The organism is Pseudomonas sp. P1_A1 (assembly GCF_056406935.1).
In genome coordinates this window covers 187463-206743 of record NZ_JBFTZE010000002.1, presented here as the reverse complement: position 1 = coordinate 206743, position 19281 = coordinate 187463, and the positions used below count along the sequence as shown (strand labels likewise).

Genomic DNA, 19281 nt, shown 5'->3' with positions numbered 1-19281 from the left:
TTTTGCGGATTTTACGAACATGTTGAATGTTTTCAGTACCGCAAAGATCGCAGCCTTCGGCAGCTCCTACCGGGTTTGACAGAGACCCGTAGAGGCTGCCGAAGGCTGCGATTTTTTGATTTTGCAGCGCTTACGTTTCGTCGCTCGCACCACAACCGTGCAGACGGACGGCACTCTCCTATGTATAGTGCCGGCCCTCTTCGTATGAGCGGTCGTCGATAACGAGGCCTAAACCCATGCGAACCCGAACTAATAACAACCCGCGAAATGGAACAGAGACGAACCTTCGGCCCACCTGTTGTGCCACGCACAATCCGGTGTAACGCGATGTGTCGACCACCCAGTATTCGCACACACAAAAAATAGCGAGGAATAATCCATGCTCGAAGTCATCAACGACTTCCTCTCAGGGAAAGTACTGATCGCGCTCATTGTCGGGCTCGGTAGCTACTTCACGATCCGCTCGCGTTTCGTCCAACTACGCCACTTCTTCCACATGTTCGCGGTGTTCCGCGACAGCCTGCGCAGTAGCGCCGGTCAACTCAGCTCGTTCCAGGCCCTGATGCTCAGCCTTGCCGGCCGCGTCGGTGCGGGCAACATCGCTGGTGTCGGTATCGCCGTGACCCTCGGTGGCCCCGGTGCGGTGTTCTGGATGTGGGTGACTGCGCTGGTCGGCATGTCCAGCAGCTTCTTCGAATGCTCCCTCGGCCAGCTCTACAAGCGCTGCGACTCCGAAGGCCAGTTCCGTGGCGGCCCGTCCTACTACATCCAGCACGGCCTGCAGAAACGCTGGTTGGGCATGGTTATGGCCGTGCTGCTGCTGGTGACCTTCGGCTTCGCCTTCAACGGTCTGCAATCCCACGCCGTTACCCACTCGCTGAACAACGCCTTCGGCCTCGACACCACGTACACCGGGCTGGCCCTGGCGGTATTGCTGGGCCTGGTGTTCATCGGTGGTATCAAGCGGATCGCCAAGGTCGCTGACCTGCTGGTACCGGTGAAAACCCTGGTGTACATCGGCGTGACCATCTACGTGATCGTGCTGCAGTTCGACCACGTTCCGGGCATGTTGATGACCATCGTCAAAAGCGCCTTCGGTCTGGACCAGGCCTTCGGCGGTCTGATCGGCAGCGCTATCGTCATGGGCGTGAAGCGTGGCGTGTTCGCCAACGAAGCAGGCCTGGGCAGTGCACCGAACGTGGCCGCCGTGGCCGCGGTCGAGCACCCGGTTGCGCAAGGCGTGGTTCAGGCATTCAGCGTGTTCCTCGATACCTTCGTGATCTGCACCTGCACCGCGTTGCTGATCCTGCTGTCGGGCTTCTACACCCCGGGCTTCGAAGGTGACGGCATTGCCCTGACCCAGAACTCCCTGGCAGCCGTGGTCGGTGACTGGGGCCGGATGTTCATCTCCGTGGCCCTGGCATTGTTCGTGTTCACCTCGATCCTCTACAACTACTACCTGGGCGAGAACAGCCTGCGCTTCCTGGTCGGTGAAAACCGCAAGGCGCTGATGGGCTACCGTGCGCTGGTACTGGCGTTGATCTTCTGGGGTGCCATCGAGAACCTGAGCACAGTGTTCGCGTTCGCCGACATCACCATGACCCTGCTGGCGTTCGTCAACCTGATCGCGCTGTTCCTGCTGTTCAAGGTCGGCATGCGGATCCTGCGTGACTACGATGACCAGCGTGCCTCCGGCATCAAGACCCCAGTGTTCGATTCGAGCAAATTCCCGGATCTGGACCTGGACCTGAAAGCCTGGCCGGCCAACCCGCCAGCCGCCGCGCCTCAGGCACAGCCTCAGCCGGAAGGCGTGACCGCAGCGCAACGCTGATCGGTAAAAAACCGGGCGCATCCCCTGCGCCCGGCGTGACACAACGTATGACCGGCGTCATGCTCGGTCGTACGTTGTTTTGGTGTCGAGCCTGAAGTCCAATCGCGAGCAGGCTCGCTCCCGCAAGTCATCGTTTTCGGAGAACCTCCATGAATTCCTCGACCTACCCTGCCGCGCAGCACGTCATGGTGCTCTACACCGGTGGCACCATCGGCATGCAAGCCAGTGCCCACGGCCTGGCCCCGGCGTCCGGCTTCGAAGTGCGGATGCGCGACTACCTGCACAGCCAGCCTGAGCTAGTGGTGCCGCAGTGGCGTTTTCGCGAGATGTCGCCACTGATCGACAGCGCCAACATGACACCCGCGTACTGGCAGCAACTGCGTGAAGCGGTGGTCGACGCCGTTGATGTCCAGGGCTGCGACAGCGTGTTGATCCTGCATGGCACCGACACCCTGGCCTACAGCGCCGCAGCCATGAGCTTTCAGCTGCTCGGCCTGAATGCCCGTGTATGTTTCACCGGCTCGATGCTGCCGGCCGGCGTGACCGACAGTGATGCCTGGGAAAACATCAGCGGCGCACTGGTTGCCCTTGGCCAAGGTCTGGCGCCGGGTGTTCATCTGTACTTCCACGGTGAACTGCTCGACCCGACCCGTTGCGCCAAGGTTCGCAGTTTCGGTCGTCATCCGTTCAAGCGGCTGGAGCGTCAGGGCGGCGGCGTGAAAGCTTCCTCGATACCTGCCCGACTGAACTACAACCAGCCAAAGCAACTGGCGAAGGTCGCGGTGCTGCCGCTGTTCCCCGGCATCGGCGCCGAACAACTGGATGGCCTGCTCAACAGCGGTATTCAGGGTCTGGTGCTGGAATGTTATGGCAGCGGTACCGGACCAAGCGACAACCCCGGGTTTATCGCCAGCCTGGAACGGGCACGAGACAATGGCGTGGTAGTGGTTGCGGTCACCCAATGTCATGAGGGTGGCGTGAAGCTCGACGTGTATGAGGCGGGCAGCCGTTTGCGCGATGCCGGTCTGTTGTCCGGTGGCGGCATGACTCGCGAGGCGGCATTCGGCAAGTTGCATGGATTGCTGGGTGCAGGACTTGAAACTGCAGAAGTGCGTCGACTGGTCGAACTTGACCTGTGTGGCGAACTGAGCTGACACAACACATAACCTTGTGGGATCGCCGCGCCGCCGCTCCCACAAGATCGTTGTTGGGCACATAACTTGCTCCCGTTCCAGCATCTCGACGCTGGAAGACTCCATGCTCCACTCCCACCTCACCACCCTCAACGCCGTCTCCCTGGTGCTCAACACCTTCAAGGCCGAAGGCCTGTCCAGCGAGGCGTTATTGGCCGGCAGCGGCATCAGCCCGGCGGATCTGAGCCGGGCGGACACGCGCATCACCACCAATCAAGAGATGCTGGTGTGCGCCAATGCCGTCGCGCTGCGCCACGATATCGGTCTGGAGTTGGGCCGGCGGATGCACGTTTCGTCCTATGGCATGCTCGGGTACGCCTTACTCACCAGCGCCACTTTAGGTGACGCCTTGCAGTTGGCGCTGCACTACCCGGCGCTATTGGGAACACTGTTCGAGTTGAGCCTGGAGGAGGATGGCGAGCGCATCTGGCTCACTGCCGGCGACTATCGGGAAAACCCCGCGCTGGCCCCGTTCAATGTCGAGTTTTGCCTGGTCTCGATGAAAGTCACCTGCGAAGACCTGCTCGGCCACCCTCTGCCTCTGCTTGGCGCTCGCTTCGATTACCCGGCACCGGACTATCAGGCGCGCTACAGCGAGCGTTTCGACTGCCCGTTACAGTTCGATGCAGCATCCAACGGATTTGCCTTCGACAAGCGCTGGCTCGAACACCCCCTGCCGCTGGCCGACGCCATCACCCACCAGGCCATGGCCGAACGTTGCCGCAAGCAAAACACCGAGTTCACCGGGCGTCAGGCCTGGCTCGGGCGCATCCGCCAATTGCTCGCCGCGCAACTGAGCGCGGCGCCGGGTCTGGACGGGTTGGCCGAACAGCTGAACTGCTCGTCGCGCACCCTGCGCCGCCATCTGAAGGACCTGGGATGCAGCTATCAGGAACTGCTCGATGAACTGCGATTCGAGCAAGCCAAACGCATGCTTTGCGAGGATCAACTGCCGATCTATCAAATCGCCGAAGCACTGGGCTTCAGCGAGACCGCGAGCTTCCGGCATGCGTTTGTGCGCTGGAGTGGCGTGGCGCCCAGCCAGTTCCGGCCCTGAAGATCAGAAGATCGCAGCCTTCGGCAGCTCCTACAGGGGAACGCGTGCTTCTGTAGGAGCTGCCGAAGGCTGCGATCTTTTGGGGCTCCGCGCACCAGTAAGGGGCGAATTGCGGTCAAATGTTTTGGCCACATAGATCCCCTTTTGGCCTTTCCTGCCATTCTCCCAAACGTCGCCTGCCGCAAGACTGTGTTCAAACCGAATCAGCCTGCGGAGAACAACAATGCTGACGATCTACTCGGACGATCACCACCTGCATCACGGCCGTTGTGAATTGATGGACGGGCAATTGATGCCCTGCTTCGAAATGCCTTCACGGGCCGATCACGTATTGCAACGGGTCAAGGACCAGAACCTCGGCCCGGTTGAAGTGCCGAAAGACTTTGGCCTTGATCCGATCGCGCGCATCCACAGCCGCGACTACCTCGACTTCTTCAAAGGCGCCTGGGCGCGCTGGACCGCATTCAATACCGACGGCGACTTGCTGCCCTACACCTGGCCGGCCCGCACCTTGCGCCGAATCATGCCCACCAGCCTCCACGGCCAACTCGGCTATTACAGCTTCGACGGCGGCGCACCGATTACCGCCGGCACCTGGCAAGCGGCGTACAGCGCAGCGCAAGTTGCCCTCACGGCCCAAGCGGCGATCCAGCGCGGCGCCCGCAGTGCCTTCGCCCTGTGCCGTCCACCGGGACACCATGCCGCCAGCGATTTGATGGGCGGTTATTGCTACCTCAACAACGCGGCCATCGCCGCCCAGGCCTTCCTCGATCAAGGCCACAAAAAGGTCGCGATCCTCGATGTCGATTACCACCACGGCAACGGCACTCAATCGATTTTCTACGAACGCAGCGACGTGCTGTTCACCTCGATCCACGGTCATCCAGAAGCCGAGTTTCCGTTCTTCCTCGGCTACGAAGACGAACGCGGTGAAGGCGCAGGCGAAGGATTCAACTTCAACTACCCATTGCCCGCCGGCAGCGCTTGGGACCGTTGGAGCGCCGCGCTGGAACAAGCCTGCAAAGAGATCGAAACGTACGGCGCCGACATCGTTGTCGTGTCCCTGGGCGTCGATACGTTCAAGGACGACCCCATCTCCCAATTCAAACTCGACAGCCCGGATTACCTGGCGATGGGTACCCGCATCGCAGGCCTCGGCAAGCCGACGCTGTTCGTGATGGAAGGCGGTTACGCGGTAGAAGAAATCGGCATCAACGCCGTGAACGTTCTCGAAGGTTTTGAAAGCGCCCAATGAGGAATTAGAACAAATGAACCGACTCAAGCGTTTTATCGCGCCAGCGCTCTTCCCCACAATGCTATGCGCCACGCTGCTCAGTGGCGCCGCCCATGCTGAAGAACGTACTTTGCGGGTCTACAACTGGTTCGACTACATCACCCCCAAAGCCCTGGACGATTTCAAGGCTCAGAACACCCAGACCAAACTGGTCTACGACATCTTCGACACCAACGAAGCGCTGGAAGCCAAGCTGCTGACCGGCAACTCCGGCTACGACGTGGTGGTGCCGTCCAACGTGTTTCTCGCCAAGCAGATCGAAGCCGGTGTCTTCCAGCCAGTGGACCGCAGCAAACTGCCGAACTGGAACCACCTCGATCCCAAGCTGATGAAGCTGATCGAAGCCAACGACCCGGGTAACAAATTTGCCGTGCCCTACATGTACGGCACCATCCTGATCGGCTTCAACCCGGCCAAGGTCAAGGCTGCGCTGGGCGACAACGCACCGGTGAACAGCTGGGACCTGATCTTCAAGGAAGAGAACATCAGCAAGCTCAAGCAGTGCGGCGTGGCCCTGCTCGACTCACCTTCGGAGATCCTGCCGCTGGCCCTGCAACACCTCGGCCTGGACCCCAACAGCAAGAAGCCGGCGGACTACGCCAAGGCTGAAGCGCTGCTGATGAAGATCCGGCCGTACATCACCTACTTCCATTCATCCAAGTACATGGCCGACATCGCCAACGGTGACATCTGCGTCGCGGTCGGGTATTCCGGCAGCTTCTCCCAGGCCGCCAACCGCGCCAAGGAAGCCAAGAACGGTGTGATTGTCGACATGCGCCTGCCCAAGGAAGGCGCGCCGATCTGGTTCGACATGCTCGCGATCCCCAAAGGCGCGAAAAACCCGGAAGACGCCTACACCTTCATCAACTACCTGCTGCAACCCCAGGTCATCGCACCGGTCAGCGACTTCGTCGGCTACCCGAACCCGAACAAGGACGCCACGGAGATGGTCGACCCGGCGATTCGCAACAACCCGAACCTGTACCCGACCGAAACGGCGATGAGCACGCTTTACACCCTGCAACCCTTGCCTCGCGATGCTGAACGGGCACGGACCCGGGCCTGGACCAAGATCAAGTCCGGGACCTGAAACCCGGCTGAACACCGAAGACCCGCACTCGCGGGTCTTTTTTTTACACGCGATATTTATATACCACCAGGCAAGTCGGCCGAGCCAATACCGTTCCCTGAATCAGCATTGCGCAATCAATTGCGCCCCCAGTCAGGAGACGACGACCATGCCCGAAACCGCTTCCCCGAGTGCAGAAGATGTACTCACCCAACTGGTCACCGGCCCCTCGATCAGAGAGGTCGCGGCGACTGCTTTAGCGCCCGCGCTCAATGAGTTGTATCCGTCGTTGAAAATCGATCCGACGCTCGCCACAGTCGTCACCCCGACGTGGGTTATCACTGACGACAGTGTCGTGCCGGGTGAAAACCTGTATGAATCCCTTACCGATGTGCTGGTGCGACTCGGGCTGTCGGGATCGGCTGTGACATTCATCGACGGTGAACACTTTTTGACCTTGCAACCCGGTGTCGAGCCACTGGCTCACCTACCGGTGAAAATCGATGCGATAGGACGCCTGATCAATACGCTCGCGCCACAGCTGTTCATCGCCTTTCAGCAACAACAGCTGGATTACTGGAACCAGGAAACAAAACCCTCGACCCCACGCTGGCATCAGCTTTCGCAGTCATTGCAGGACCTCTGGAACACCGCGCCCCCCACAGACTGGGACGTGGACCAGAAAGCGATGGCCCGCACCCTGTTCAATCACCCGGATCAGGTGACCCGACGGCCTCAGGACCGATACCTGAGCAAGGCCTGCCTGATCGACATCGACCACGTGGAAAACGGTGTGAACAAACATCTGCGGGTTCTGGACACCGCCGTTCTCGTGGGCACGTCGGGCAGTCGCAGCCTTGTACTGACGCACTCTATTGCTGAGGGGTTCAAGCGCTACGAATCTCTTGAGGCATTGGGTGAAACGCTGTCCAGTTCGAGACAGAGCCTGCAGTGGCGTCTGTATGAACCCGAAGGGAATTTTTTCCATCACCAGGCGTGCGCACTGATCGCGCTTGAAGCCGAGGCCATTGGTACCTTACAGACATTTCAGAACGCGTCCTCTGTGGGTCTTTCAACACAACTCAGTGCCGCCGCAAAAAACTTCACCGACTTTGAAACCTTGCCCTCGTCGCGCTTCAACAAGGTTAAGGGTTTATTGTCAGGCTGGCTGCAGACCGCTTCACCTGCGGATCTTACGCGTTGCAGCCGGCACTTGATGGATCTGGCGCTGCTGCGGGAACAGGACGCCGGAAAGTCCTTCGACGAGGGCATCGCAGCGCTGCCTGAGTTTGCCCTGCAAGCCCTGCGCGAACAAATGATCAAAGATCATCCCGCGGCAGCGGATCTGGCACTGAAGGACATTGAAATCAGCGTCACCAGCGCCGTTGTGCTGGGCACCATCGTGGTACCCGGCAAGACGCAGACGGTCACGCTGTCGCTGACTGAACTGGCATTGCAAAACCTGATTGCCGTTCCGTTGGGCAACAAGACCGTGCAATACAAGAACGGTGATGCCGCGCCGTCCTGGATGACCGTGGCATATCTGGAAAAGCTCGTTACGCAGGTAAACATCGGTGCGGTGTACCCGGCGTTGATCAAGGGCAAACTGCTTGACGATCCGCGGGAGAGCTTGCGACGACAAGACCTCTACACCCGGCACTTGCGCATTCAGCTACCGTTGCAGGCACTGCAGCACAAGATGCGTGGCGAAGCAGACATCAACGAACGTGGTTATCAATACGTGGTAGCGGCCATGCAGGAAAACGCGGCCGATCGCGTTGTCAATGGACAGCCAATCGTCATTCGTCTGCTGGCTTTCGTGACCGGCGATCGCACGGACACTACCGCCGACGTAGTCACCAACATGTTCGTGATTGGCCCCCGGAACCCGGATCAGGGACCGTGCCTGCTGTACCGTCCACTGCTCACCCCCTCGCTGACACAATATCCGAACGAAACCAATCTGCTATACGCAATCAAGCATGACAAAGCCTTGCGCCAATCGGTTCTGGCCTGGCTCCCTGACGATGTGCGCTTCAACTATTCCCAGTATGTGTTTTCAGGTGACCTGCCGTCGGTCTGGACGCTGACCCAATTGCTGGTCGATCCCACATCGGTACTGGCCAGGATGGGTACGGTGACACTCGGCACCACCGCACTGGATGACGATCCGTTGGCAACGCTGTTCAAAACCAACGCCAATGCGCTGATCAGCCTGGCGGATCGTCAATCGGTATCCAATGCGCAAGCTCGCTGGGCAACGTTCAAGCAGGGCGCCTGGATGCTGTTCAACATCGCGCTGCCCTTCCTCGGACGCAATATCGGCATCGCCGCCTGGATCTGGCAGATCATGGACGATTTACAGGAGGTGACCGATGCCGTAGAGAACGATGACGGTGATCGTGGCTGGACCGCCCTGACCGATCTGCTGTTGACGCTCGGCATGGTGCTCGCCCATCAGGCAGCATCTCGCCATAAACCGGTGACCCGGCCGCTGGGACAGCCTGAAATCCCCCTCGAAACGCCTGCGATCCAGCCAGCCCCAAAGCCGACGGTGACACGCCTGCCCGACCTCACCCGGTTACCGCCTACCCATGAAGCATCCCTGCATGCCGTCGCAGCACTCCCTGCTTCTTCCCTGGGCACTTTTCTCGATGAGCTGGCCATCACCGAACCCAAGGGCATGACCGCCGGTGCCCCGGAACCCGGACCTCACCAATACCTCGGTTCACTCAATGGAAAGTGGTATGCGCAGGTCGGTCAGCGATGGTTCGAAACCAAGCTCAACGACAACGGCGACGTGCAGATCATCGACTCTCGCCAGTCTCCCGCACGCACCGGCCCGCTATTGATCAAGAATGCCAAAGGCGAATGGTTCATTGATACGCGGTTGAGACTGAGGGGTGGAGGCAAGAAATTACAACAGAGAGAACAACGAACATCAGAACGTCAGATAGAACTGAAAAGCCAGATGAACGCGTTTGAAATAGAGAAAAAAAGTTGGGAGACGCAACTGAAGGAGGTGCAAACAAAAGCGCAGGCTTCGACAGCCACCGACACGCAGCGCCGCTTGTACCTTGAAATGCTCGACATGCAAATGGCATCGGTCAGCACCAACATCGAGCAGATGAAAGAGTTTCAATTTCGCGGGAAGATCGAAAACTACCGCGCAGCGATGATAAGCCGTCTGGGTTTTCAGCTTGGGCGGTTAGAAAAGTGGTTCGACCAGCAGGGCCCGGTCTACGAGAACCAGAGGCGCCTCGCCCTGGCCATTATTGACGGCGAAAGCACAGAAAACGCACAGACTGCTCATCAGACCTACCAGGACATGAGCGATCTCGTCGAAGCCTACATCAACAAAATCGAATTCGCGCAATCGCGTTTCGAGCAACTGAACGTCCTTGGTAGAGATGGCGCCGAAACGATACGTGAATTCAAAAAAATCATGCCTGCGATGGAGGTACAGGATCTGAAACTGTTCCAGATCACGCTGGCGCAAGAGTTGTGCGTCAACGAGGCCGGTACCACCGCTACCCAGGAGGTACGAGAGGCACTCGAGGACGTGGTCGAAGATGCCACCCTCTCCATCCAGTCTTCGCTTGATCTGGCCACTGAGGATGACGTCCTGCGTTTGCCCGAGCGGATCGACGGCCTGAGTGATCTACTCGAGCAACTGACCACCGTCAACCAGCGCATCATCGATCTGCCGGGCGAGTTCCCGGGTCAGCTGCTGCAACCACCGCTCGACCTGATGCGCCAACGTATAGAAGTGTTCCAGCAACAAACCGAGACGCACTTGGCGAGCCTGCTGCGAGAGCGCCAGAGCCTTGATCCGCAACCCGGGCCTTCCCGGCCACCAAACGCTCCTGCCAAGCGCATCGTCAAGACCCGCTTCCGGGGCACGGTGGTCGGCCAGATGCGCAGCGATCCGGGGATGAAGGGATCTGCACTGCTTGATGTGACATCAGCGCAGACCGGAAAAATCACGACCTTTCATGAAAAATCCCCAGGGGTCTGGGTTGAAAGGGTGAACCCAAAAGCGGTTTCACCCACCGCAAATATCCCCACGCTGGCCAACAGCATTTTCCTGGGACAAACATTGCTGGACGGTGTGGATGCGTTCATTCGGCGCACAGAGGCCCACTCAAAAGGGCTACGCAGAATTCCCGTGGAAATAGAGGAAATGTTCCATCAGCAGGCCCATCGACTGAATGAAGCGGCGAACGTTATCGACGAAGCCCTGACGTCCAGCAATTCGACCGATGGCGGCCCGGGATCCGCCGTTACGGTGGCCAAGCAACTCAACGACGAGGCCACCAGGCTTTACAGTAAAGGGCATCAGGTTCGAGTCAGCATGACCAAGCTGCAGCCTCCAACTGCGGGCCGCGTCCAGTGGTTGCATGAGGAAGGCGAAGTAAGCATGGTCAAAATGCCGGGCCGACGCTTGCTCAAGAGCCGCAAAAAAGATTACCTCGATGAATATGAGATTCGTGACGCCACCGACCAAAGCGTCTTGTGGTACGCACATTTCCACTACGGCGCCCCCGCGGCGCCTGTGCAAAACTTCACGGCGGCGCACCTGAAAACCGCTCAACAAAGGCGCTTGGGCGGCGCGCACGAAGCGCGTGGTACGAATGACAATCTGCAGGCGATTTCGATCTACCGCAGCGAGATCAGTCCTCAGCTGGCTAAAGCGCTGTTCTTCGCAAAGAAGACGCCGACAGCGCCTGAATCGTGAGTTGTAGCCCCGGATGAACTCGAGACCCGCCTTGGCGCGGGTCTTTTTTCCCCTGCAAGAGGCTCAGCGACGCCAGACCTTTTCCAGGCGCCCGAGCGCAGCGCTGATCGCCGTCTCGGGTACCGCCGCGAAACCCAGGACCAGCCCGGCACGCTGGTCCACCGGTCGTTGCGAATCCGGCAGCCAGTAGCTGCTCAGCGCATTGATCTCGACATTGACGCCGGCAGCCTGTTCCACCAGCTCGCGCTCACGGGCCTGCGAGTCGACCGGCACCGTCAGATGCAGCCCCGCCACGACGCTCGGCAGGCTACCGATACCGGGGATGTTCTGAGGCCAACCGGCCAGCAACGTATTACGTCTGCTGAGGGCCGCACGCCGCATGCGCCGGATGTGGCGCTGAAAGTGCCCGGCCGCCATGAACTCGGCCATGACCGCCTGGGTGCTCACTTCGGAATGTCGAACATCAACCGCACGGCGCTGCGAGAAGGCCTGAACCAAACCGGGCGGCAGCACCAGATAACCCAGTCTTAACGCCGGGAAGGCGACTTTGCCAAACGTCCCGACGTACAAAACCCGGCCCTGCCGGTCGAGTGCGGCCAAGGGTGCCAGCGGCGCGCCGCTGTAGCGGTATTCGCCATCGTAGTCATCTTCGACGATCCAGCCTTGGGTGCGTTCGGCCCAGGCCAGCAACTCAAGGCGTCGCGCCAGGCTCATCACCACCCCGGTCGGGTACTGATGCGACGGCGTGACATAGGCCAGTCGACAGTCGCTGAGCCCGGCCAGCTCCGTGCAGTCGATGCCCTCACTGTCCACCGCCACGCCATGTAATCGCGCACCGGCCACGGCGAAGGCATGACCTGCCGCCCGATACCCCGGATTTTCAATCGCCACGCCATTGCCCGGCTCCACCAGCAGCTGTGCACAAAGACTAATCCCCTGCTGCGCGCCGCTGGTGATCACTATTTGCTCAGCTGAACACTGCATCCCCCGTGAACTGCGCAGGTACGCGGCGATCATGCCGCGTAAACGCTCGTCGCCCGCCGGATCGCCATAACACAGCTGCTGTAAATCCGGCTTTCGCCAGAAAGCCGCGTTCAGCTTGGCCCACACGTCGAAAGGAAACAGATCGAATGCCGGAACGCCAACCCGAAAGGCCTTGGGTGGACCAGCCGGCGGCGTCTGCAAATGGTTCTTCTCCACGCGCCCCAACGCACCGTTGTGGATAACTTTACTGGATGAAACCACAGGTAAATCGAGCCAATTTGTGGATAAGGTTGTGGGTAACCCTGTTGACAACCCTGTGGATACTTTTGTGGATAATTTTTTTGCCGGTAGTGTGGGCTGGGGCAATTGCGCAACGTAAGTCCCGTCCCCCACTCTCCCTTCGATAAACCCCTCGGCGTACAGCTKATCGTAGGCACGTACCACGCTATTGCGGGAAATCGCCAGCGCCGCCGCCAGATCCCGACTGGCCGGCAATCGCGTACCGCTGGCAAGTCGTCCATCGAGCACCCGCAGGCGCAATGCCTGGTAGAGCTGGCGACTCAAGCCCTGACGGCGATCGAGTTCAATACCGGCGGGGTTGAATGACAGGGAAAGCGACGCTTCGCTCATGGCAATGGACCTATGAAATTGGTCGTTAATGGCTCTTACAACAGACCAATAGCCTGCCTAGGATGAAGGCATTCGCCAAGGAATTTTCCATGTACCTGCCACTTTGACGCGTTAAGGAATGAACATGAGTCAGATCGACATCCGCCAGGTCACCGCCGACGATCACGCTGCCTGGCTGCCGTTGTGGCAAGCCTACTTGCGCTTCTACAACACCGAACTGCCCGAGGCGGTCACTCAAAGCACCTGGCAGCGCCTGCTCGACACGAACGAACCGACCCACGGGGCGCTGGCCTGGGTCGACGGCAAAGCGGTGGGCATGGTGCATTTCATCTATCACCGCTCGAACTGGAGCATCGAGAACTCCTGTTACCTGCAAGACTTGCTGGTAACGCCTGAAACCCGTGGCACCGGCGTCGGTCGGCAACTGATCGAATTCGTCTACAGCACAGCCAAGGCCGACGGTTGCTGCAAGGTCCACTGGCTGACCCACGAAACCAACGCCACCGCGATCCAGCTCTACGAGCGCATCGCCGAACGCCCCGGTTTCATCCAGTTTCGCAAAGCCCTTTAAGGTTCAAGGAGAACACCATGTCGACTTCACTCGCAGACTGGAAAGGCGTTCCGGCGCCCTCGGTCCAACTGATCGAAGGGCGTTTCATTCGCCTGGAAAAACTCGACCCGGCGCGTCACACCGACGGTTTGTGGAAAGCCCTGGAAGGCCCGGGCTCGGACCCAAAACTCTGGGATTATTTGCCTTATGGTCCTTTCCCGGAACGCAGCGCATTCAACGACTGGCTGAACAACCATGCGGCCAACAGCGATCCGTATTTCTTCACGGTGATCGACCGTGCCAGCGGTGATGTCCAGGGCATCCTCAGCCTGATGTCGATCGTTCCTGCCCAGGGTCGCATCGAGATCGGCCATGTGACCTTTGGTGCACCGATGCAGCGCTCGCCGAAAAGTACCGAGGCGGTTTACCTGCTGGCCAGGGAAGCCTTTGCGTTGGGTTACCGGCGCCTGGAATGGAAGTGCAACAACGGCAACGCTCGCTCCAAGTACGCAGCAGAGCGGTTGGGGTTCAGTTTTGAGGGGGTGTTCCGCCAGCACATGGTGGTCAAGGGTCAAAACCGCGATACGGCGTGGTATTCGATTCTGGATTCGGAATGGCCGGTGATTCAGGCGGGGTTCGAGCGGTGGTTGAGCGATGAAAACCAGACGGAATCGGGGCAGGTGAAAACGTTGGTGGAGTGCCGGGGCTAAAAACCTTAACGGCAAAAGATCGCAGCCTCCGGCAGCGCCCACAGGCGCGTAGGAGCTGCCGAAGGCTGCGATCTTTTGATCTTTCTTTTTTACACCAACGTCTACACCAGCTTTTGCGCCAACACCGCAATATGCTCCGGCCCGATCCCGCAGCACCCGCCCAAATGGCTGGCCCCGCGCTTGCGCCAATCGGCCGCCCACTGCAGATAACCCGGCGGGTCGAGATCATCACGCAACGGGTCCAGACCGTCGTTGGCCGTGGCCTCTTTCGGCTGCGGCGGGAAGGCATTGGCGTATGCGCCAATGTGAATCTTTACCCCCAAACGCTCGAAGGTTTCCCGCGCCGCATCAATCGCCGCACCGATCACTTCCGGCTGGCTGCAGTTGAACAGCAACGTCTCGACACCCAACTCAGCCGCCACCGCGGCGGCCTCAGCCACCGGCTCACCGGAGCGTAAACGTGGCACTTCGTCGGTGTCTTCATCCTTCAAGGTAAACGACAGCCACAACGGTTTGCCGTCCTTCGGCAGCCCGGCATGGATCGCCCGTGCTTCGACGATCGAGCTCTGGGTTTCGGCCAGCCACAGGTCGACATGAGGCGCCAGGCCATTGACCAGAGGGGTCAGCAGTTCAGTCACCCGAGCAGCGTCGAACAAGTCCGGGCGATAGGAGCCGAACAACGGCGGCAATGAACCGGCCACGCGCACCGGTTGGCCCGAAGCATCGACTGCACGCCGAGCCAGCTCGCCGGCCAACGCCGCAAGGGCTTGGCCTTCAGCCGCAAAACGCTCCTCGCCAATGTGGAACGGCACCACCGCGTAACTGTTGCTGGTGATCACGTTGGCACCGCTTCCGATATAAGCCGCGTGCACTGCCTCCACGGCTTGTGGCGCCTCGCTCAAGGCCAATGCCGACCACTCGGGTTGCCGGAACGGCGCCCCTCGGCGTTGCAGCTCCCGACCCATGCCGCCATCCAGAATTACCGTGCTGTTTGCGCCCATATGCTTTTCACTCATAAGCTTATGAAAATAACTCACTATCAGAGTCGTTCTTATAACTATTTAATGCGCACCATACGGTTAATAACAACCTCTTTTTTCAGGGATCAACTGTGAAATTTCAACCGCTGCTGGCCCTGGGCCTGACGATACTGGCTGCCTCCACCCAAGTCTTTGCGGGCGCCACTCTGGATCGCATCGAACAAAAGAAAGAACTGGTCGGTGTGTTGATGGAAAGCTATCCACCCTTCTCGTTCCTCAACGATCAAAACCAGCTCGACGGTTTCGACGTTGAGGTGGCCAAGGCCGTGGCGGATAAGCTGGGCGTCAAGCTGCGCCTCGAGACGCCGTCCTGGGATGTGATCGCCGCCGGCCGCTGGAGCGGGCGTTACGACATCTGCATCTGCTCCATGACCCCGAGCAAGGCCCGCGCCGAAGTCTTCGACTTCCCGGTCGAGTACTACGCCTCCCCCGCCGTGATCGTGGTCAATGCCAAGGACGATAGCATCCACAGCGCCAAGGACCTGAGCGGCAAGAAAGTCGGCCTCACCAGCGCCTCCAGCTATGAAAGCTACCTGAACAAAAACCTGGTGATCGAAGGGGCCGAAGACACCCAACTGCAATATCCGTTCGAGAACGTGCAGATCGCCCCGTATGACACCGACAACGTAGCGTTCCAGGATCTGGGCCTGGGCGCTGGCGTGCGTCTGGACGCGATCCTCACCAACCTCGTCACCGCGCAACCGCGCCTGAACGAAGACAAGCGCTTCAAACTCGCCGGCCAGCCGCTGTACTCGGAGCCGAACTCGGTGGCCATCGAAAAAGGCGACGCCCAGTGGGACGCCAAAGTGCGTGAAGTGTTCGCTCAGTTGAAACAGGACGGCACCTTGAGCAAGCTGTCGCAAAAATGGATCGGCGCCGACATCAGCAAATGACTTCTTTCCCCAAACCTCCTCAGCCACCGCAACCGGTGGTTGAGTCATTACTGCAACGAGCCTTCGGCTTCCGCACCCGGCTGTACCTGACCTGGGCAGCGATGTTCGGCTTGTTCGCCAGTTTCTTCCTGAGCTTCGACCTGAAGTTCTCGATCATCCTCGACAAACTGCCGAACCTGATCGGCCTGCACCTGGCGCCCAACGGCTTTCTGCAAGGCGCGGCGCTGACGCTGTTTTTATGCCTGTGCTCGATTGTGGCTTCGTCGCTGCTGGGCTTCATCACGGCCCTGGCTCGACTGTCGAAAAGCGCCGTGGCGTTCGGCATCGCAAGCTTCTATGCCTCGTTCTTTCGCGGCACGCCGCTGCTGATCCAGATATTGCTGATCTACCTCGGCTTGCCGCAATTGGGCGTCGTGCCGGGCGCCATCGCCGCCGGCATCATCGCCCTGTCGCTGAACTACGGCGCGTACCTGAGCGAAATTTTCCGCGCCGGCATCCTCGGCGTTCCCCACGGCCAACGCGAAGCATCGCTGGCCCTGGGCATGCGCGAAACCGTGATCTTCTGGCGCGTCACCCTGCCCCAAGCCATGCGCACCATCATCCCGCCCACCACCAACCAGTTCATCTCCATGCTCAAGGACTCATCACTGATCTCGGTGATGGGGGTTTGGGAAGTGATGTTCCTGGCGCAATCGTACGGGCGCTCGAGCTATCGCTATATCGAAATGCTGACGACGGCGGCGGTTATTTATTGGCTGATGTCGATTGGACTGGAGCTGATTCAGGCGCGGATGGAGCGGCATTACGGGAAGGCGTATGTGAGCCGGTAGGAGCTGCCGAAGGCTGCGACGTTTTGATCTTCAACGTTCGGCAGCTGCGTTTCTGAGGGCGCGATAGCCCCCCCGCATCTTGATTCTTTGTAGGAAAAAGCATCAGCTCGAACGGGTAAAAACAGCCTCTCTCAAACGGCTGGCAATTTTCTACACAACCTTCTGACATCCCCCGCAAGCTCGCCGGAAGCAGCTGACATCGGCACCTATAGCCTCCCTCTTAGAGTTTGGCCTCCTGTCAAAAGAGGCCAAACTCGATGCCCGTTCAACACAAATACCGACCACAACATCTGGCGTTGGCCATTGCGCTTGCGTTGGGTTGCACCGATTTCGCAATTGCCCAGCAGATGGCATTCGACTTCTCTACAAATCCCGCTGAAACACCCGATGAACTGATAGCGATACTTGACGCTTTCATCAGTGATCCGAAGACCGTCAAGACCGAAGTCAAAAGTAAACTCAAGGTAAAGGACGGCGCTTCCCTGCAACGGGACAACCGGAATGATTTGGTCATTGTGCTGCCCAGAGGCGGATTCGCCGGGCTGGTGGACGGTGGTGGTGGCGAAAACGTTCTGCAACTCGATGCAAAGGAGGGCACGCTGGGCGAATCCCGGAACTTCCTGGGGCTGGAGGTCAAACAGGGAACCTGGACACGCAATGGAGACGCAGACTTCAGTATTGGGGTTCTGGTTCGCTCCAAGGCCACATTCACTAATGAAGGACATATCACTGGTCGTGCATTGACCGAAGGCATATTCATCAATAAAGGCCAGATCGGAGCCAGTGCCAATGTGCTCTCTGGTGGGGATCTGACCAACTTGGGGAGCATTGCGGGCACCGTCGACGTTCACGAAAATGGCCATTTCGCCGGTAGCGGCGCGATCGGCGCATTGAACGTCCGGGGACGTTTTTCCGTGGACCACGTGTACGGCGCACCTAAGGTTGCAGGAGACCTGAACCTGTCCAGCACGGCGGTATTGGTCTATGGAATCACTGCCGACGCTCCTGGCGAGACTATCGATGTCGGTGGCACCGCCAGCCTCGGCGGCGCAACCCTGAAGATCGTCGCTGTACCCGGTGACTACCCGCAAAGCAGCCAGTACACCATCATCAGGGCCGCCAATATCAAGGGCGAATTCGGCGCCGTTGAAAACAACCTCGCGTTCATGACCCCTACCGTGAAGTACCCCGAGGGAGAAGTCATCCTGACCTACGCTCGCAACGAAGTGCCAATCGAGAGTGTTGCAACTACCGAAAACGGTCGAGAATTTGCCCGCAGTCTGGAGGAGCCAAAAGTCGGTGCAGCGACGCCGTCGCCAACCCGCACGGAAAACACCCCCGCGACTCAACAGCCATCCAACGCCGCCGTTACAGCCCTGCTCGCCTCCAACAAGGAAACCGCTTCACGGACCATCGAGCTGCTGGCCGGCGGCAACAACGCAAACCTCGCCAAGGCAACCCTGAACAGTGACAGTCCTGTCAGCGCCACCCTGCTTTCGGCGATGCGCCAATTGGACAGCGCCAGCGCTTACAACAAACCCGGCAGTCAAACCAACGCACCACGCCTCGCCGCCGGCAGCGAAGAAAACGGCAGAGTCTGGTTACAAGCCTTGGGCCACGGCGGAACGCTGGATCGCGACCACGATGCCTTGCAACACTCCACCAAAGGTCTCGTTTTGGGCGCGGATTGGGGCATTGATGAGGAATGGCGCATCGGTGTGATGGGTGGCAAATCCGAAACTCGCCTGGACAGTCGCGAACTCGACGGCGATCTCGACAGCTGGCACATCGGCGCATATGCCCTACGCCAGAGTGGCCCCATGTCGCTACGCCTGGGGGCGACTTATAGCAATCACGACGGCAGCACTAAACGCCGGATTGTCTTCAACGGTTTTAGCGACCGTCCCGAAGGCCGTTACGATGCCAGCACTCAGCAGGCCTTTGCGGAAGTGGGTTACAACCTGAGCCGAGCAAATGTCAGCATCGAACCGTTTGCCAGCCTTGGCTATCAACGCTATCAGCGTGACGGCTACACGGAAAAAGGTGGCGCCGCAGCGCTGAAAGTCCACGGCCAAACCCAAAACAACCTCAACAGCACATTAGGCCTGCGACTGGCGAAGATCAACACACTCGATAACGGCATGCAACTGACGCCGCGATTCAGTGCCGGCTGGAAACACACTTACGGGGATATCGAGAGCGACACCCGCCAACGATTGGCAACGGGCGGGAAAAACTTCACCGTTTCCGGCGCCCCACTGGATCGTGACAGCCTGAAGCTGGTTACCGGTCTAGACCTTGGTTTGTCAGCCAAACATACTCTAGGCGTAAGCCTCAACGGTGAGATCGGCACAGACAGTCGAAGCCATGGCGTAACAGGTCAATGGCGGATGAGTTTCTAATCCCTCACAAATCCAGGGCAAAAAAAAGGGGAGCACATGCCCCCCCGAGGTTAAAGCGTT

General features: G+C 59.3%; 13 protein-coding genes. 11 read left to right on the top strand and 2 right to left on the bottom strand.

Features of this window, described 5'->3' with window-relative positions; genetic code table 11:
* The first annotated feature begins 379 nt into the window (after positions 1–379).
* From AC1D2Q_RS03825 to AC1D2Q_RS03800, 6 genes are all read left to right on the top strand, one after another.
* Positions 380–1831: an alanine/glycine:cation symporter family protein gene (locus tag AC1D2Q_RS03825; protein WP_477812310.1), complete on the top strand. Its 1452-nt coding sequence runs from the start codon at positions 380–382 to the stop codon at positions 1829–1831.
* Positions 1832–1980: 149 nt separating this feature from the next.
* Positions 1981–2985, top strand: a complete 1005-nt coding sequence (locus AC1D2Q_RS03820) for an asparaginase (RefSeq protein ID WP_477812309.1) — start codon at positions 1981–1983, stop codon at positions 2983–2985.
* A gap of 103 nt (positions 2986–3088) precedes the next feature.
* Entirely contained in the window at positions 3089–4081 is a 993-nt protein-coding gene (locus AC1D2Q_RS03815; protein ID WP_477812308.1) for an AraC family transcriptional regulator, read from the top strand.
* Positions 4082–4304: 223 nt separating this feature from the next.
* The gene (locus AC1D2Q_RS03810; RefSeq protein WP_018927381.1) at positions 4305–5336 is read left to right on the top strand and encodes a histone deacetylase family protein; all 1032 of its coding nucleotides are present in this window, start codon (positions 4305–4307) and stop codon (positions 5334–5336) included.
* A gap of 13 nt (positions 5337–5349) precedes the next feature.
* Entirely contained in the window at positions 5350–6465 is a 1116-nt protein-coding gene (locus AC1D2Q_RS03805; protein WP_477812307.1) for a polyamine ABC transporter substrate-binding protein, read from the top strand.
* A 148-nt stretch (positions 6466–6613) separates the two neighbouring features.
* Positions 6614–11182, top strand: coding sequence for a dermonecrotic toxin domain-containing protein (locus AC1D2Q_RS03800; protein WP_477812306.1), 4569 nt, complete (start codon positions 6614–6616; stop codon positions 11180–11182).
* 63 nt (positions 11183–11245) lie between these two features.
* On the opposite strand, the gene pdxR is transcribed toward AC1D2Q_RS03800, so the two are convergent.
* The gene (pdxR, locus tag AC1D2Q_RS03795; RefSeq protein WP_477812305.1) at positions 11246–12796 is read right to left on the bottom strand and encodes a MocR-like pyridoxine biosynthesis transcription factor PdxR; all 1551 of its coding nucleotides are present in this window, start codon (positions 12794–12796) and stop codon (positions 11246–11248) included.
* A gap of 124 nt (positions 12797–12920) precedes the next feature.
* Between pdxR and AC1D2Q_RS03790 the strand changes: the two genes are divergently transcribed.
* A complete protein-coding gene (locus tag AC1D2Q_RS03790; protein ID WP_477812304.1) occupies positions 12921–13367 on the top strand; it encodes an N-acetyltransferase family protein in 447 nt (148 codons plus the stop codon).
* A 17-nt stretch (positions 13368–13384) separates the two neighbouring features.
* On the top strand, positions 13385–14056 hold the full coding sequence (locus AC1D2Q_RS03785) for a GNAT family N-acetyltransferase (protein WP_477812303.1): 672 nt from the start codon (positions 13385–13387) through the stop codon (positions 14054–14056).
* A 101-nt stretch (positions 14057–14157) separates the two neighbouring features.
* Here the strand turns inward: AC1D2Q_RS03785 and AC1D2Q_RS03780 are convergent, their stop codons facing one another.
* A complete protein-coding gene (locus AC1D2Q_RS03780; protein WP_477812302.1) occupies positions 14158–15057 on the bottom strand; it encodes a homocysteine S-methyltransferase family protein in 900 nt (299 codons plus the stop codon).
* 110 nt (positions 15058–15167) lie between these two features.
* Here AC1D2Q_RS03780 and AC1D2Q_RS03775 point away from each other — a divergent pair, with 110 nt between their 5' ends.
* From AC1D2Q_RS03775 to AC1D2Q_RS03765, 3 genes are all read left to right on the top strand, one after another.
* Positions 15168–15989, top strand: coding sequence for an ABC transporter substrate-binding protein (locus tag AC1D2Q_RS03775; RefSeq protein ID WP_253417513.1), 822 nt, complete (start codon positions 15168–15170; stop codon positions 15987–15989).
* Entirely contained in the window at positions 15986–16819 is an 834-nt protein-coding gene (locus AC1D2Q_RS03770; RefSeq protein WP_477812301.1) for an amino acid ABC transporter permease, read from the top strand. Before AC1D2Q_RS03775 ends, AC1D2Q_RS03770 begins: the two co-directional genes overlap by 4 nt.
* Before the next feature lie 257 nt (positions 16820–17076).
* Positions 17077–19221 (top strand): autotransporter outer membrane beta-barrel domain-containing protein, encoded by a 2145-nt coding sequence (locus tag AC1D2Q_RS03765; protein WP_477812300.1) that lies wholly within the window; start codon positions 17077–17079, stop codon positions 19219–19221.
* Positions 19222–19281 lie beyond the last annotated feature (60 nt).